This is a genomic window from Burkholderia sp. MSMB1078WGS (assembly GCF_001528895.1).
Lineage (GTDB): Bacteria > Pseudomonadota > Gammaproteobacteria > Burkholderiales > Burkholderiaceae > Burkholderia.
Genome location: NZ_LPDI01000060.1, coordinates 15,589 through 30,671 on the forward strand (window position 1 = coordinate 15,589; position 15,083 = coordinate 30,671).

The window sequence follows — 15,083 nt, forward strand, 5'->3', positions numbered from 1 at the left end:
CTTTCCGCGCCGTCGGCTCGGCGCCGCTACGAATCCTCGCTCACCCGCAGCGGCGCGCGACTCTGCTCGTTGTTCAAATGGACGAACTTGCGCAACAGGCGCATCAGTTCCTGCGAATCGTCGTCGCCCATCCCGTCGAACAGGCCGGCGCGCAGTTCCTGCACCGACGGAATGAGCTGCGTGAGCAATTCGACGCCCGCCGGCGTCAGCAGCAGGCGCCGCTGACGCCGCGGCAGCACTTCGCGGACGATCAATCCTTTCGCTTCGAGCCGGACCGCGAGATCGGCAGTGGTCGACGTGTCGAGCGCCACCCGTTGCGCGAGCGTGACCTGGTCGAGCCCCGGATTCTCGTAGAGCATCCGCAGCACCGCGTACTGCACGGGCGTCACGTCGCGGCCCAGCTTCTCGTAGAACATCGCAACCGCGATCTGGTGCGCGCGCCGGATCAGGTGCCCGGGTTCGTCGTACAGGTCGATCGGGAAAGCCGGCAGGTCGGCGGGATTCGTTTTTTCCATGAATGAGTCGATGACGTAGGCGGCGCACGCCGGTTGCGCGCGCCGTCGGCATGGCGCCGCGTCGCGCCATTTTCCCGGGAAAACCAGTATACCGTCCGCCTTGCTCCCGCCAATCTCAATGAGTACACTGAATCTCATTCAGTACACGGAATGAAGATCGGGCCGCATCCCCGGCGGCACCGCCTCGAAGGAGACAAAGATCATGTTTCTCAAGAACGCGTGGTACGTGGCGTGCACGCCTGACGAGATCGACGGCAAGCCGCTGGGTCGCAAGATCTGCAACGAGTCGATGGTGTTCTACCGCGCGGCGGACGGCCAGATCGCCGCGCTCGAGGATTTCTGCCCGCATCGCGGCGCACCGCTGTCGCTGGGGTTCGTGCGCGACGGCGTGCTCGTGTGCGGCTATCACGGGCTGGAAATGGGCTGCAACGGCAAGACGACCGGCATGCCGGGCCAGCGCGTCGGCGGTTTCCCGCCGATTCGCAGCTTCCCGGCGGTCGAGCGGTACGGCTTCGTGTGGGTCTGGCCGGGGGACGCGTCCGAAGCCGATCCCGCCAAACTGCCCGCGCTGGCGTGGGCCGAGGATCCGGCCTGGGCGCACGGCGGCGGCCTGTATCACATTCGCTGCGACTACCGGCTGATGATCGACAACCTGATGGATCTCACGCACGAGACCTACGTGCATGCGACGAGCATCGGCCAGAAGGAAATCGACGAAGCGCCGCCGAAGACGACCGGCCACGGCGACGAAGTCGTCACGAGCCGCTTCATGGAGAACGTGATGCCGCCGCCGTTCTGGCGGATGGCGCTGCGCGGCAACGGGCTCGCCGACGACGTGCCGGTCGACCGCTGGCAGATCTGCCGCTTCACGCCGCCGAGCCACGTGATGATCGAAGTGGGCGTCGCGCATGCGGGCCACGGCGGCTACGACGCACCGGCGGACAAGAAGGCGTCGTCGATCGTGGTCGACTTCATCACGCCCGAGACGGACACGTCGATCTGGTACTTCTGGGGGATGGCGCGCAACTTCCGGCCCGACGATCACGCGCTGACCGCCGAGATCCGCGAAGGCCAGGGCAAGATTTTCGCGGAAGATCTCGAGATGCTCGAGCGACAGCAGCGCAATCTCGAGCAGTGGCCCGAGCGCACGCTCCTCAAGCTCAACATCGATGCCGGCGGCGTGCTGTCGCGCAAGGTGATCGACCGGCTGCTCGCCGCCGAAAACGCGGCGAGCCCGCAGCGGCTCGCGACTCCGGTCGCGCACGTCAAGGAGGCGTCATGAGCGGCGCGACATTGACGGTCCGGGTGGCCCGCAGGTGGCAGGAAGCGCGCGACATCTGCGGCTTCGAACTGGTCAGCGACGACGGCTCGCCATTGCCGCGCTTCGACGCCGGCGCCCATATCGACGTGCATCTGCCGGGCGGGCTCGTGCGCCAGTATTCACTGTGCAACCACCCGGAGCAACGCGATCGTTACCAGATCGCGGTGCTGCGCGAGGCCGAAGGTCGAGGAGGATCGCGGGCGATTCACGACGAAGTCCGGCAAGGCGATACCGTGCGGATCGGCACGCCGCGCAATCAATTCCCGCTCGCCGCCGACGCGCCGCACCATCTGTTGCTCGCCGGCGGGATCGGCGTCACGCCGATTCTCAGCATGGCGGAACGGCTGTTCTCGTCCGGCATGCCGTTCGACATGCATTACTGCGCGCGTTCGGCCGATCGCATGGCCTTCGTCGAGCGGATCAATGCGGCCGGGTTTCGCGATCGCACGCGCTTGCACGTCGACGACGGCGATCCCGCGCAACGTTTCGATCTGGCTGCCGTGCTCGCCGGCGCGCCCGACGGCACGCATCTGTACGTATGCGGCCCGCGCGGCTTCATGGATGCGGTGCTGAACGCGGCACGCGAGCGCGGCTGGGGCGAAGCGCGGCTGCATTACGAGTTCTTCGGCGGCGCGGTCGCGCCATCCGGCGCGGATCGCGCATTCCAGGTGCGGATCGCGAGCAGCGGCAAGGTAATCGACGTGCCGGTCGGATGCACGGTGATTGCGGCGCTGGCGGCGAACGGCGTCGACGTGCTGACGTCGTGCGAGCAAGGCGTGTGCGGCACCTGCTTGACCCGCGTGCTCGAAGGCGAGCCCGATCATCGCGATGCGTATCTGACCGACGACGAAAAGGCGGCCGGCGACCAGTTCATGCCGTGCTGCTCGCGATCGCGAACCGAGCTGCTGGTACTCGATCTGTAGACCTGTAGATCGGTAGATCGACCGCCCGACACGCGGCGGCCGACCACAATACTGGAACGATCCATGGCGCTTTCCGGCCGGCCATCGATCAATACACCTGAAGAACTCCCGACCGATCAATGGCGCTGCAACCCGAACCCGCTTGACCATCGCACGCCGGCGTGCGCCTGTCGCTCAGCTCAATCGGCGAGCCGGCAATGCGACAGTTTCAACCCCGGCAGCACCGGCGCGTCGATATAGCCTTCGTTGATACAGCTGAACCGGAACGCCGCGGACGTGACGAACGGCTTGATCTCGCCGCCGGGAAATTTCGGCTTCAGCGCGCCCTGGTCGGCCACATCGAAATGCGTATCGAACTGCTCGCCATCGGCCGTCAGCGCACCGAAATACGTGCCGTCCGGATCGCTGCCCATCCGGATCACGGCGCCGACGAACGTGAGGCGCTTGCCGTCGTACTTCGTCTTCGCGGCAGCCATGTCCTGCGTATAGGCCTCGATCACGGCGCCGTAATGCACGTCGATCGCGGGTTCGGCGTTCGACGCCGCACAGGCGGCCTGGTGAACGCACGACAGCAGCGCGCAGGCCGCAAGCGCGGCCGTCATGAACGGCGCGGAAATCTTCTTCATGGGTGGTCTCCCGTCCAGCGTGGTGGTTGAAGTCATCGAAGCCCGGCGCGGCGCCGGTTGAATTCGCTTCCGTTGCTTGAATCGTTCGGATGGCGGTACACGGCTGCGATCGCTTCGTCGCCCGCGTGGTCGTGCGCCGTGCATGGCACCGCGCTGAACGCGACGTGACAGGAAGATGACATGGTGCGGCCCCCGGCTCTCTCGTTGAATTTCACTGCGTGTGATTTTGGCCGCTACGGTAGCAGACTGCCGGCAGGCCAGCAATCGAGCGGCGAGCGCTGTCCAGTCATCCCAACAATTGCAAACGATTCTCATTACATATATCATGCGCGTCCTGGCCGCGACGCCGCGGGCCGCGGCCCGCAACGCGATCCTCAGCATTCCTCTTCCTGCATCGATTCATGCCACTCCGCCGAACACCCCGCCGTGCCCGGACCCTGCGTCCGTGGCGCACACGCCTGCCGGTCCTGCTCACCCTGTGCGCCGCAAGCGGCGCACAAGCGGCCGGCGCTGAACCCGCTGCGTCCGCACCGGCCGCTGCGCCGGCCGCCGAACTCCCGGCGATCAGCGTCAACGCGTCGTCAGCCGTCGATCCGACGATCGGCTATCAGCCGCGCACGACGAGCATCGCGGGCGGCGACGACCGTGCGCTCAAGGAGATCCCGCAATCGGTCGCGGTGGTCAGCAGCAGCGTGATGCAGGATCAGCAGGCGCGCTCGCTCGACGACGTGCTCGGCAACATCAGCGGCGTCACGCAGACGAACACGCTCGGCGGCACGCGCGACGCGTTCATCAAGCGCGGCTTCGGATCGAACAACGACGGCTCGGTGCTCGTCGACGGCGTTCGCACGCCGGTGCTGCACAGCTATCTCGCGACGATCGATCGCGTCGAAGTGCTGAAGGGCCCCGCTTCGCTGCTGTACGGAATGCAGGATCCGGGCGGCGTGATCAACCTCGTCACGCGCAAGCCGGAAGACACGTTCGGCGGCTCGATCTCCGCGTCGCGCACGAATCACGGCGGCAGCAACGCGCAGTTCGATCTCACGGGGCCGCTCGGCAAGCCGGGGCAAGTCGCGGGCGGCACGCTCGCATTCCGGCTGACCGGCGAATACGACACGAGCCGCTACTGGCGCAGCTTCGGCCGCGAACGCAATGCGCTGATCGCGCCCGCGCTGTCGTGGCACGACGCGAACACGTCGATCGACGTCAGCTACCAGTACGTCGACTACACGACGCCGTTCGACCGCGGCACCGTGCTCGTGAACGGCCAGCTCGACGATGCGCTGCGCTATCGCCGCTACGAGGAAGCGTGGTCGCAAAGCAGCGGCATCCAGGAAACGCTGCGTACGCGCATCGAGCACCGCTTCTCCGATGCATGGCGCGTGCGCGCGACCTACGGCTGGGGCCGCGACCGTTACGACCAGTTCCTCACGCGCGCCACCGCGTTCAACAGCAGGACCGGCGCGCTGACGCGCTCGTCCGACGCGAACCTCGGACGCAACGATTCCGACCAGATCGCGACGCTCGGCCTGCTCGGCAACGTGACGCTCGCGGGCATGCACCACGCGATCTACGTCGGCGGCGAATACGAACGACAGCGCAGCTTCCGCGGCGACACGATCCGCGGCAAGGCGACGACGGGCTTCGATCTCTACGATCCCGTGTACGGCCTGCTCGCCCCCGGCGGCATACCCAATACGAAGCAAAGCGATTCGCGCTCGGTCGTGCATGCGTATTCGACGATCGTGCAGGACTCGGTGAAGATCACCGAGCGCCTCACCGCGGTAGGCGGGCTGCGCTGGGAAAACTGGCAGCAGGAATCGGGGATGGGCCGGCCGTTCGTGTTCGCCGACCGCTCGCGCGGCAGCGTCTGGCTGCCGCAGTTCGGGCTCGCGTATGCGCTCACGCCGGCGCTGACCGCCTACGCGAACGTGAGCCGCTCGTTCAAGCCGAACGTCGCATCGAACGTCGCGGCGCCGCTCGCGCCGGAATACGGCCGCGTGCTCGAGGCCGGGCTGAAATTCAGCCTGAAGCCCGCGATCACGGGCACGCTCGCCGTGTACCAGATCGACAAGCGCAACGTCGCGGTCACGGTCGGCGACATCACGTCGACGATCGGCACCGCGCGCTCGCGCGGAATCGAACTCGACGTCGCCGGGCAAATCACGCGCCACCTGAGCGTGATCGGCAGCTATGCGTATACGAACGCGAACGATCGCGACAGCAATACGCCGCTCGTCAACGTCGCGCGCCACACGGGCAGCCTGTTCGCGGTCTACGACACGGCCATCGCGAACCTGCCCGGGCGCTGGCGCTTCGGCGGCGGAGCGCGGCTCGTCGGCGCGCGCTCGGGCGACACGGCGAACAGCTTCACGCTGCCCGGCTACGTGACCGTCGACGCGTTCGCAGCGTACGAAACGACGATCGGCAAATTCCCGACCCGCTTCCAGCTCAACGTGAAGAACCTGCTCGACAAGAACTACTATCCGTCGAGCAACAGCAACCTGATCGTCGCGGTCGGCGAGCCGCGGCTCGTCACGCTGACCACGACGGTATCGTTCTGACGCTGCGGCGCGCTCACGGGCGCCAGCGATACACGACGATGCTCGAGCCGTTGTAGTTGTCCTTCGTGATCACGTATTCGCCGGTCGAGCGCAGATACGCGCGCACGCCGTACATCGAATCGACGTCGTTGCCGACGTCCATCGCCGCCGCGTTCGAGTTCGTCAGCGTCGTGACGAGCGCGCCGGTGTTCAGGTCGAATACGTCGATGTTCGGCACCGTGTGCACATAGCCGACGAACAGGTAGTGGCCGGCCGCCGCGATCGACTTGGGGTTCGCGCTCGTCAGGTTGATCACCGGATTCGGCGTGCTCGTGTTGCCGTTCTTCCAGCCGCGATAGACCTCGATGTGCCCGTTCATCGCGGTCCAGTCCCAGTTGCCCGCAAGGCCCTGCGCGAGGATCATCGTGTCGCTGTCGGCCTGGTAGATGATGCGCGTCACGGGCGCCACGCTGCCCGGCACGGCCGTCGTCACCGGCTTGCCCCATGACGGCTTGCCGGTCGCGTCGAAGCCCGTCATCGGGTAGCGCGTGATCACGTTGGAGCCGTTCAGTCCGGCCCACACGTCGCCGTTGCCGTCGATGTCGAAACCGGCCGTCACCTGCAGCGTCGTGTTGAACGGCTTGCCGGGCAGCGAGCCGGCCGGAATCGCGATATAGCCGCTCGCGGGGTTGAAGTAATAGAAGTTGAAGTTGCCCGGGTTCTGGCCCGACGCGACGAGGATCCGGTTGCCGCCGACCGTCACGAGCTGGCCGAAGTGCTGGCCGCGCTGATAGTCGTTCATGTCGAGGCGCGGGTCCTTCGGATAGCTGAACGGATCGACCGTGTTCGCGACGAACGTGCCGCCCGCGGTGCCCGTATAGACGTTGTTGCCGCTGAAGAACAACGTGCCGTCGGTCGCGGGGTCGGGCGCGGCGATGCCCTCGAAGTTCAGCGCCTGCAGCTTCCATTGCAGCGTGCCGATCGGGCTGTACGAATGCAGATCGGTACTGCCGTTGCGGCCGAGATCCCAGCCGCCGCCCCATGCGTTGTTCAGCACGTATAGGTTGCCGGCGGCATCCTTGCCGAGCGCCGCGACGCGCGTGAAACGCTTGTCGCCCACCTGCCCCTTGATGCCCGTCGTCGTGTCGAGATAGCCGCCCTGCACGCCGAACGTGCCGATCTGCACCGGTAGCCCGGGCAGCCCGCCATACACCTTGATGTTCATGTCGGGCCCTTCGTCGCCCACCATCAGCCTGCCCATCGACGCATCGAAGTACAGCGACGCCGGCCGCGCGCCGGCCGCCATCTGCAGCGTGTTCATCGCCGCGCCGGTCGCGCTGAATTGCGCGACGACGCCCGCGCTCTTGCGCGCGACCCACAGGTTGCCGGCCGCGTCGAGCGCCAGCGCGCCGGGCCCCTGCACGCCGATGTCGCGCTGCCATACGCCGTCGGTCGTATAGACGCGTACGCGGTTGCCGTAGAAGTCGCTTACGTACAGCAGGTTGCCGCCCGTCGCGAGGCCCGTGATCACGTCCGCATACTGGATGCCCGTCCACGTGCTGACCGGAATGCGCAGGTCGCGCTGGTTCGTGCTCCGGTTGTAGCGGCCCACCGAGCCGCTGCCGAACGTGCGGTTGTAGCCGAGCGCGACGAACAGCGACGTCGAATTGCCGGTGATCGCGCCGCCCTGGAATTCGTCGTGGATGCCGATCGTGCCGAGCGGCTGGCCGTTCTGGTAGATCGCGACGCCGCCCGCGTTCTCGTCCCAGCGCGACGCCGTGTAGATCACGCCTTCGGGCGCAACCCACATCGAGCGCGCGCCGTTGCCGACGTGCGAGGCCAGCGTGCCGTACGTGTTCGCGAGCCAGTCGGTCGTGTATTGCGCCTGCGCATGGCTTGCCGGCGCCAGCATCGCCATGCACATTCCCAGCAATGCCGCGCGAATTTGTTTCATTGACATGAATAATGCTCCCAGACGAACAATGGTCGACACTGTAAATCGCGGCGCATGAAATATTGGTGATTCCGGCAATGCGCATTCGCCGTTACCCCGAATTATTCACTCCGCGCCTTTTGCCGTCCGGCGCTTTTTCGTCAACGATCGCAAAATCTGCGAACCCGCATCCCGACGGCCTGCCAGCCGTGCGGTTTCGGCGCATTTCCCGGCATTTTCTTCCGGGTCGTCGAATGCAAGCACGTCATTTTTTCTGACATGACTGCATTCCTTTTCATTCGCCGGAAGCCGTTTCGATTATTACAAATAGAAATTTAAATGAAAGAGAAAAAATATTAATCCGGCGCGATCCGCTGTTTTTGCGATTTCGCGCACGGCGGGGAAAGCGGGAGGGAAAGGAGAATGCGGCGGAAAAATGCGCGCCGGCCGTACCGCGCGCGGCGCCGATCGTTCAGTTCGTCGGGTCGAACGTCGGGCCGTCCCAGCCGTCGACGTATTTCGGCAGGGCATCGACGACGTCGATCACGCGTTGCCGGTAGAACAGGTGCATCGTCGGCTGCAGGTCGCCAGGCAATTGCCCGCCATGCGCACGCGCAGTCAGGCTGTTCGGCACGACGCGCATGCCGAGCCGGTTCGTCCCGAACACGATCTCGCCGCACGACGCGCACCACGCGCGCGACATCGACTTCGACGGATGCGGGAACGTCGCGTGGCCGCCGTCGATCGTCACCTGCTCCGGCGGCCATGCGGTTGCGGACAGCATCGGCGTGCCATAGAAATCGCGGCAGGTCGCGCAATGGCAATTCGCACGCGCCTCCGGCTCGCCGCACAGCGTGACGGTCACGGCGCCGCACAGGCAGCGCGCGGAAAACGTTCGGGTCATGTCGTCTCCTCGAAAAGGGAGACGACAGTACAGGAGCCTGCACACGACGGAGCCCGCAGCGTAGCGGCAGCGGGCCCCGTTGCATGCGCAACGATCGCTGCGTCAGAACTTCTGGCGCAGCCCCAGGCTCACGATTGCCTGCGACCGCGAATCGGACGAATGGCCGTTCGCCTTGTCCGACACCGACGCGGTCGCGGCCACCGGCCGGCCGAGCGCGTCGAGCGTCGTGCCGGACGCATGCTGATACGCGCCGAGCAGGTACACGCTGGTGCGCTTCGACAGGTCGTAGACGGCGCCGAGCGTGACGTTGTGATACTGCGCGCGGTTGTCGATGCCGTCGACGTCGCTGCCGCGCGTGTAGCTGTAGCCGGCGAACAGCTGCGTCTGCGGCTGCACGTTCCAGCGCGTGAACACGCCCGCGACGTTGAAGGTCGCGTGGCCGCTGAACAGCGACTGCGCGCCGCCGCGGTACTGCACGTTGCTGTAGTTCACGCCGACGACGGCCGGGCCGAAGTCGTACGTCGCGCCCGTCGCGATCACCTGCTGCGACTGCGCGCTCGCGTAGCCTTCGTTGATCGACGAATTGAACAGGCCGTCGTCGGTGCTCTGCCACTTGCCCGCCGTCGGATCGGTCGCGCCCGTCTTGCTGTTGTCCGAGCGCTCGTAGCCGACGCCCACGCGCAGCGGGCCGGCCGCGTACGCGGCGCCGACGCTCCACGTGTTGCGCTGCTTCATGCTGCCCGGCTGGCCGCCGAAGCCGTACAGCGCGCCGAACGTGAAGCCCGAGTAGTTCGCGCTCGTGTACTTGATCGCGCTGTCGACGCGCGCGGTCTGGTCGAGATCGTCGATGTCGCCCGGGTGCGCGCCGAAGCCGCCGATGAACGACGACGGGCCGACCGGGCTCACGAAATCGTCGAGCGACGTGTACTGGCGGCCGAGCGTGATCGTGCCGTAGCGGTCGCTGCCGACGCCGACGAACGCCTGCCGGCCGAACTGGCGGCCGCCCTGGCCCGACGTGCCGTTGGTGATGTCGAAGCCGTTCTCGAGGACGAACAGCGCGCGCATCCCGCCGCCGAGATCCTCGGAACCCTTGATGCCCCAGCGGCTGCCGGACAGGTTGCCGGTCGTGAGCCCGACGCTCGAATGCCCGGTGTATGCGCCCGCGGAGCCGACGCGTTCGTTGCTGCGATAGGTCACGCCCGCATCGACGATGCCGTACAGCGTGACGGAGCTTTGCGCGGCGGCGATACCCGCGAGCGAGAGCAGCAGCGGGGCTGCGATCAGTTGCTTGTTCATGGTTTCATGTCTCCGGGCGGTGAACCCGTTGTTCTGGCTATGGCGAGTAGCGCGCGGGCGCCGACATCCGCCGGCGGTGCGAGGCCGGCGACGTTCGCGCGCGACGAAGCGGCGGGCATGCCCGCTGCGGCCGGTATGGTAGTTGGAACCGGTTCCGTTCCAAAGCGGAATAATGACAACAGTTTCTTGTCAAAATTGAGATAGTCGGATGCGCGGCCCGGCGTGCGGCCGTCGCGCCTGTACAGCGCGGGGCGACGCGGACGATAATCGGCTGCGCGCCTTCCACCGGGAGCTTCTTCATGCATGAAACGACCCTGCTGATCTTCGCTGCCGTCGCGTTCGTCGGCATCGCGACACCCGGCCCGACCGTGCTACTCGCGCTGACCAACGGCTCGCGCTACGGCGTGCGCCGCGCGGCCTACGGTTTCGCGGGCGCGATGCTGTCGGACTTCGTGCTGATCGTCGCGGTCGCGCTCGGCCTCGGCGCGCTGCTGATGGCGTCGGCGTTCTGGTTCTCGGTCGTGAAATGGCTCGGCGCCGCCTACCTCGCCTATGTCGGCATCCGGCTGCTGATGTCGAAGGGATCGCTCGACGTCGCGGCCGCGCAAGGCGGCACGGCCTCCGGACACCACGCGTCGATCTTCGCGAAAAGCTTCCTGACCGCGGTGACGAACCCGAAGGGCTATCTGTTCTTCTCCGCGTTCCTGCCGCAGTTCCTCGATCCGCAGGCGCCGCTCGCGCCGCAATACGTCGCGCTCGCGGTCACGTTCGCGCTGCTCGACGGCGTCGTGATGTTCGGCTACGCGCTGCTCGGCGCACGCGCGGTGCGACTGCTGAAGCGCTCGGGCGCGCTGTGGCTCGAACGCACGTGCGGCGCGATGCTCGTCGCGCTCGCCGGGTCGCTGGCGCTGTACCGACGCCATGCCGCGTAGGCGCCGTCCGATGAAAATCGCCGCACCGCCCCGCTCCGGATTCCCCGGCCTGTCGCTCCGGCAACTCGAACGCGCGGACCTCGACGCGTGGTACGCGTATCTGTCGAATCCCGACGTCGTCCGTCACACGAGCTGGAACCTGCGCTCGCCCGACGATCTGCTGCCGCTGTTCGACGACATCGAATCGGCCGATCCGGATTCGGTCCGGCGTCTCGCGATCGTCGACACGGCGTCGGGCGCGCTCGCCGGGACGATCGGGCTGCATACGGTGTCCACCGTGAACCGCTCCGCGGAGATCGTGTACGACCTCGCGCCGTCGCACTGGGGGCGCGGCATCGCGAGCGCGGTATGCGAAGCCGTCACCGCATGGACGTTCGCGCACGGCGGCTTCATTCGCATGCAGGCCGTCGTGCTGACCGGCAACGCGGGCTCCGCGCGCGTGCTGCAGAAGTGCGGCTACCGCTACGAAGGGCTGCTGCGCGCCTACAAGATGGTGCGCGGCACGCCGGGCGATTTCGCGATGTACGCACGGCTCGCGACCGACTGACGCGCCGCCCGCGGCCTCGCGCGCCGACGCCGCGACGCGATTGGACGGCCCGCGCCGAATTGCGCGACAATCGCCGCTCCCCTCATCGACGCCCCGCCATGAAAATCGCCGCGCTGTCCGACATCCACGGCAATCTCGCCGCACTCGACGCGGTGCTCGACGACGTCCGCCGCCGCGGCGCCGACGTGATCGTCAATCTCGGCGACATCGTGTCGGGCGCGCTCCATCCGGCCGAGACGGCCGACCGCCTGATCGCGCTCGGCCTGCCGACCGTCAAGGGCAATCACGAACGGCAGTTGCTCACCTACGATCGCGACGCGATGCGGCTGTCCGATCGCTGGGCGCACGACACGCTGCGCGCCGACCAGCTCGACTGGATCGCCGCGCTGCCCGAACGCCTGATGCTCGACGGCGACGTGCTGATGGTGCACGGCACGCCGGCCAGCGATCTCGTCTACTTCCTCGAAACGGTCACGCCCGACGGCTGCCGCGCGGCCACGCCCGACGAGGTCGCGCAGCGCGCGGGCGACACGGCGGCGTCGCTGATCCTGTGCGGCCACACGCACGTGCCGCGTACCGCGAAGCTCGACGACGGCCGGCTGATCGTCAATCCGGGCAGCGTCGGGCTGCAGGCGTACGCGGACGACCTGCCGCATCCGCACCGGATCGAGACCGGCTCGCCCCATGCGCGCTACGCGATGGTGTCGCGCACGGCGGCCGGCTGGACCGTCGAATTCCATGCGGTCGAATACGACTGGCACACGGCCGCCGCCGTCGCGGCTTCGCGCGGCCGCGACGACTGGACCGTCGCGCTGCGCACCGGCCGCTGCTGACGCGCATCCGCAACGCGTACGACGTCGCACACATCGCACCCGTCACACGCATCGGCCCGCGACCGAAACCGCGACGCTCGCGCGCCGCATCGCGTCATCCCGCGTTTCTCAGCGTCAGCCTCGCTTCGAGCCCGCCGCCGTCGGGCCGGTTGTTCAGCGTGAGCGTGCCGCCCATCGCAAGCGCGAGTTGCCGCGCGATCGCGAGGCCGAGCCCCGTGCCGCCCGTATCGCGATTGCGCGAGGTCTCCACGCGCCGGAACGGCTCGAACACCGCGTCGAGCTGATCGTCCGGAATGCCGGGCCCGCGATCGAGCACCGCGATCACCGCGCCGCCGTCCGGCGCCGCCTGCACGTCGATCTCGGCCGCGCCCGCGAACTTCAGCGCGTTGTCGACCAGGTTGCCGACGATGCGGCGCAGCGCCTTCGGCCGCGTGACGAGCGCGAGCGGCGCGCGGCTGTGCAGCGCGACGTCCTGCCCGGCATCCGTGTAGTCGTACACGATGCTGTCGAGCAGCGCGTCGAGATCGATGCGGCGCGCGGCTTCCTCGGTACCGTGCAGCGTTCGCGCGTACGCGACGCCCTCCTTCACCAGATGCTCCATCTCCAGCAGGTCCTGGCGCAGCTTGGCACCCTGCGTGTCGTCGTCCATCACGTCGACGCGCAGCCGCATCCGCGTGATCGGCGTCTGCAGATCGTGCGAGATCGACGCGAGGATCTGCATGCGCTCGGCCATGTACTGCGCGATGCGGTCCTGCATCGCGTTGAATGCCCGCGCGGCGCGCGCGACTTCCGACGGCCCCTCTTCGCTCAGCCGCTCGCCTTTCAGATCGGGGCCGAGCGCGTCGGCGGCCTGCGCGAGCTGCTTGAGCGGCCGCGTGGCGAGCCGCACCGCGAGCCAGCAGCACGCGGCCAGCACCGCGAGCTGCACCACGAGCACGGCCGGCAGCCAGCCCGACAGCGGCACCGTCGACATCGGGTGGATGTCGATCGTCAGCGGCGATCCGTCGGTCAGCCGCAGATGCACCTGCAGATGTTCGCGGTCGCCGGGGATCGAATTCGCGGTCAGCGGGTAGTCGCCGCCGATGCCGTCCGAAATCGAGCGCTCGACGCGCGCCGACAGCCGCGCCTCCGGCGGCGTGCCGGTTTGGCCGGGCCCGAGGATGAACGCATAGCTGCGCCGCGCAAGGCGCGGCAGCCACGCGGTGCGCTCGGCCGGCGGCAGATGGTCGAGCAGCGCGACCGAGCTCGCGACCTCGCGCTCGATGTAGCCCATCATCAGGTTCGTGGTCGCCTGGTCGCGCTCGGTCACGGTGAGCCAGAACGACAGCGTCTGCGCGAGCGCGAGGCCCACGCACAGGATCAGCGCGAGCCGCGCGAACAGCGAGCGCGGCCAGCGCCACGGCATGCGCGCGCTCATGGCGTACCGCCGACGGCGGTCACGGCCGACGAGAACACGTAGCCCTCGTTGCGCAGCGTCTTGATGTAGCGCGGTTCGCGCGCGCCGTCGCGCAGGCGCTGGCGCAGCCGGCTCACGAGCAGGTCGATCGAGCGGTCGAACGGGTCGGACTGGCGCCCTTGCGTGAGGTTGAGCAACTGGTCGCGCGTCAGCACGCGCTGCGGGTTGTCGAGGAACACGCGCAGCAGCCGGTATTCGGCGCCGCTCAGCGCGACCAGCGTGCCGTCGGCGTCGAGCAGGTGGCGCCCGGTCGTGTCGAGCTGCCATTCGCCGAACGCGAGCAGCGCGGCCGTTTCCGTCACCTGCATGCCGGGCGGCAGCATGCGCGCGCGGCGCAGCACCGAGCGGATCCGCGCGAGCAGCTCGCGCACCGCGAACGGCTTGGCCAGGTAATCGTCGGCGCCCATCTCGAGGCCGATGATGCGGTCGGTTTCCTCGCCGCGTGCGGTCAGCATCAGCACCGGCACCGTGCGGAACTTGCCGGCGCGCAGGTCGCGGCACAGCGTCAGGCCGTCCTCGCCGGGCAGCATCAGGTCGAGCACGATCAGATCGGGCGCGCCGTCGTCCAGCACGTTGCGCATCTCGCGGCCGTTCGCGGCCAGCGACACGCGCATGCCGTTCTTCTCCAGGTAGTCCGCGATCAGTTCGCGGATCGCGCGATCGTCGTCGACGATCAGCACGTGGTCGATCTTTTCCATGAGTCGTTGTCGGTATCGGTGGCGGGTTCGTTCGGGCGGGCGATGTCCGCTTTTATACCGCACGGCGGCCGCGCGTTTGTATCCCAATGTATCGCGCCGCCGCAGCGACACACAACATTGCACATGCGCGGCCGGCCGGACACATCGCAGATACGTCAGGGCCGCCTAATGGGGCCTGTCGAAACCCGTCCCGGCCGCCGCCATCGCGCCACGGCCCCCAAAGATCAGGAGAACGCCATGCTGCCCCGACTCAAGACCGCCGCCCTCGTCATCGCCCTCGCCGCCACGGCCGGGCTCGCCGCCTTCGCCGGCACCCGCGACGACGCGGGCGTGCAGGCGTCGCCGGCCGGCACGACGGCACCCGGTTTCACCGGCATCGACCGCTGGCACAACAGCCCGCCGCTGACGCTCGACCAGTTGCGCGGCAAGGTCGTGCTCGTCGATTTCTGGACATACTCGTGCATCAACTGCATTCATACTGAACCGCTTGGATTTCTTGGACAGTGCCGAGCGTTAGTGTTCGGTCTTTCTGAACCGCTTGGATTTCTTGGACAGT

The 15,083-nt window shown here is 67.6% G+C and carries 13 protein-coding genes and 1 pseudogene; 7 read left to right on the plus strand and 7 right to left on the minus strand.

Annotated elements, in window-relative coordinates; translation table 11 throughout:
* Window positions 1-26 precede the first annotated feature (26 nt).
* The gene (locus tag WT24_RS15540; RefSeq protein ID WP_060034585.1) at window positions 27-515 is read right to left on the minus strand and encodes a MarR family winged helix-turn-helix transcriptional regulator; all 489 of its coding nucleotides are present in this window, start codon (window positions 513-515) and stop codon (window positions 27-29) included.
* Window positions 516-717: 202 nt separating this feature from the next.
* Between WT24_RS15540 and WT24_RS15545 the strand changes: the two genes are divergently transcribed.
* Window positions 718-1,797: an aromatic ring-hydroxylating dioxygenase subunit alpha gene (locus WT24_RS15545; protein WP_060034588.1), complete on the plus strand. Its 1,080-nt coding sequence runs from the start codon at window positions 718-720 to the stop codon at window positions 1,795-1,797.
* Entirely contained in the window at window positions 1,794-2,759 is a 966-nt protein-coding gene (locus WT24_RS15550; protein WP_060034590.1) for a PDR/VanB family oxidoreductase, read from the plus strand. The genes WT24_RS15545 and WT24_RS15550 overlap by 4 nt, the downstream gene beginning before the upstream one ends.
* 179 nt (window positions 2,760-2,938) lie before the next feature.
* Here WT24_RS15550 and WT24_RS15555 read toward each other — a convergent pair whose 3' ends face one another.
* Entirely contained in the window at window positions 2,939-3,385 is a 447-nt protein-coding gene (locus WT24_RS15555) for a hypothetical protein (RefSeq protein ID WP_060034594.1), read from the minus strand.
* A 401-nt stretch (window positions 3,386-3,786) separates the two neighbouring features.
* Between WT24_RS15555 and WT24_RS15560 the strand changes: the two genes are divergently transcribed.
* Complete coding sequence (locus WT24_RS15560) at window positions 3,787-5,949, plus strand: TonB-dependent siderophore receptor (RefSeq protein ID WP_060034598.1); 2,163 nt, start codon at window positions 3,787-3,789, stop codon at window positions 5,947-5,949.
* A 13-nt stretch (window positions 5,950-5,962) separates the two neighbouring features.
* Here the strand turns inward: WT24_RS15560 and WT24_RS15565 are convergent, their stop codons facing one another.
* The 3 genes from WT24_RS15565 to WT24_RS15575 form a co-directional block, all read right to left on the minus strand.
* A complete protein-coding gene (locus tag WT24_RS15565) occupies window positions 5,963-7,888 on the minus strand; it encodes a hypothetical protein (protein ID WP_060034600.1) in 1,926 nt (641 codons plus the stop codon).
* Between the two features lie 445 nt (window positions 7,889-8,333).
* A complete protein-coding gene (locus WT24_RS15570; protein WP_059789258.1) occupies window positions 8,334-8,765 on the minus strand; it encodes a GFA family protein in 432 nt (143 codons plus the stop codon).
* A gap of 102 nt (window positions 8,766-8,867) precedes the next feature.
* Window positions 8,868-10,061 carry a porin gene (locus tag WT24_RS15575; RefSeq protein WP_059500560.1) on the minus strand — a complete coding sequence of 398 codons (1,194 nt, stop codon included), beginning with the start codon at window positions 10,059-10,061 and terminating at the stop codon, window positions 8,868-8,870.
* A gap of 299 nt (window positions 10,062-10,360) precedes the next feature.
* On the opposite strand from WT24_RS15575, the gene WT24_RS15580 reads away from it, so the two are divergent.
* The 3 genes from WT24_RS15580 (at window position 10,361) to WT24_RS15590 (ending at window position 12,373) form a co-directional block, all read left to right on the plus strand.
* Window positions 10,361-10,993 carry a LysE family translocator gene (locus WT24_RS15580; protein ID WP_059789259.1) on the plus strand — a complete coding sequence of 211 codons (633 nt, stop codon included), beginning with the start codon at window positions 10,361-10,363 and terminating at the stop codon, window positions 10,991-10,993.
* Window positions 10,994-11,003: 10 nt separating this feature from the next.
* The gene (locus WT24_RS15585; RefSeq protein ID WP_060034603.1) at window positions 11,004-11,540 is read left to right on the plus strand and encodes a GNAT family N-acetyltransferase; all 537 of its coding nucleotides are present in this window, start codon (window positions 11,004-11,006) and stop codon (window positions 11,538-11,540) included.
* 98 nt (window positions 11,541-11,638) lie between these two features.
* Entirely contained in the window at window positions 11,639-12,373 is a 735-nt protein-coding gene (locus tag WT24_RS15590) for a metallophosphoesterase (RefSeq protein WP_059500557.1), read from the plus strand.
* 94 nt (window positions 12,374-12,467) lie between these two features.
* Here the strand turns inward: WT24_RS15590 and WT24_RS15595 are convergent, their stop codons facing one another.
* Together WT24_RS15595 and WT24_RS15600 are read right to left on the minus strand one after the other, a co-directional pair.
* Window positions 12,468-13,790, minus strand: a complete 1,323-nt coding sequence (locus WT24_RS15595; protein ID WP_060034606.1) for an ATP-binding protein — start codon at window positions 13,788-13,790, stop codon at window positions 12,468-12,470.
* Window positions 13,787-14,527 (minus strand): response regulator, encoded by a 741-nt coding sequence (locus WT24_RS15600; protein ID WP_059500555.1) that lies wholly within the window; start codon window positions 14,525-14,527, stop codon window positions 13,787-13,789. Before WT24_RS15600 ends, WT24_RS15595 begins: the two co-directional genes overlap by 4 nt.
* A 237-nt stretch (window positions 14,528-14,764) precedes the next feature.
* Between WT24_RS15600 and WT24_RS32895 the strand changes: the two are divergent.
* A pseudogene (locus tag WT24_RS32895) lies at window positions 14,765-15,083 on the plus strand (hypothetical protein); the annotation flags it as partial.

What these genes read in the sequence shown, in the direction of transcription:
- WT24_RS15540 (WP_060034585.1), bottom strand. Translation starts at nt 515, where the DNA reads ATGGAAAAAACGAATCCCGCCGACCTGCCGGCTTTCCCGATCGACCTG.
- WT24_RS15545 (WP_060034588.1), top strand. Translation starts at nt 718, where the DNA reads ATGTTTCTCAAGAACGCGTGGTACGTGGCGTGCACGCCTGACGAGATC.
- WT24_RS15550 (WP_060034590.1), top strand. Translation starts at nt 1,794, where the DNA reads ATGAGCGGCGCGACATTGACGGTCCGGGTGGCCCGCAGGTGGCAGGAA.
- WT24_RS15555 (WP_060034594.1), bottom strand. Translation starts at nt 3,385, where the DNA reads ATGAAGAAGATTTCCGCGCCGTTCATGACGGCCGCGCTTGCGGCCTGC.
- WT24_RS15560 (WP_060034598.1), top strand. Translation starts at nt 3,787, where the DNA reads ATGCCACTCCGCCGAACACCCCGCCGTGCCCGGACCCTGCGTCCGTGG.
- WT24_RS15565 (WP_060034600.1), bottom strand. Translation starts at nt 7,888, where the DNA reads ATGTCAATGAAACAAATTCGCGCGGCATTGCTGGGAATGTGCATGGCG.
- WT24_RS15570 (WP_059789258.1), bottom strand. Translation starts at nt 8,765, where the DNA reads ATGACCCGAACGTTTTCCGCGCGCTGCCTGTGCGGCGCCGTGACCGTC.
- WT24_RS15575 (WP_059500560.1), bottom strand. Translation starts at nt 10,061, where the DNA reads ATGAACAAGCAACTGATCGCAGCCCCGCTGCTGCTCTCGCTCGCGGGT.
- WT24_RS15580 (WP_059789259.1), top strand. Translation starts at nt 10,361, where the DNA reads ATGCATGAAACGACCCTGCTGATCTTCGCTGCCGTCGCGTTCGTCGGC.
- WT24_RS15585 (WP_060034603.1), top strand. Translation starts at nt 11,004, where the DNA reads ATGAAAATCGCCGCACCGCCCCGCTCCGGATTCCCCGGCCTGTCGCTC.
- WT24_RS15590 (WP_059500557.1), top strand. Translation starts at nt 11,639, where the DNA reads ATGAAAATCGCCGCGCTGTCCGACATCCACGGCAATCTCGCCGCACTC.
- WT24_RS15595 (WP_060034606.1), bottom strand. Translation starts at nt 13,790, where the DNA reads ATGAGCGCGCGCATGCCGTGGCGCTGGCCGCGCTCGCTGTTCGCGCGG.
- WT24_RS15600 (WP_059500555.1), bottom strand. Translation starts at nt 14,527, where the DNA reads ATGGAAAAGATCGACCACGTGCTGATCGTCGACGACGATCGCGCGATC.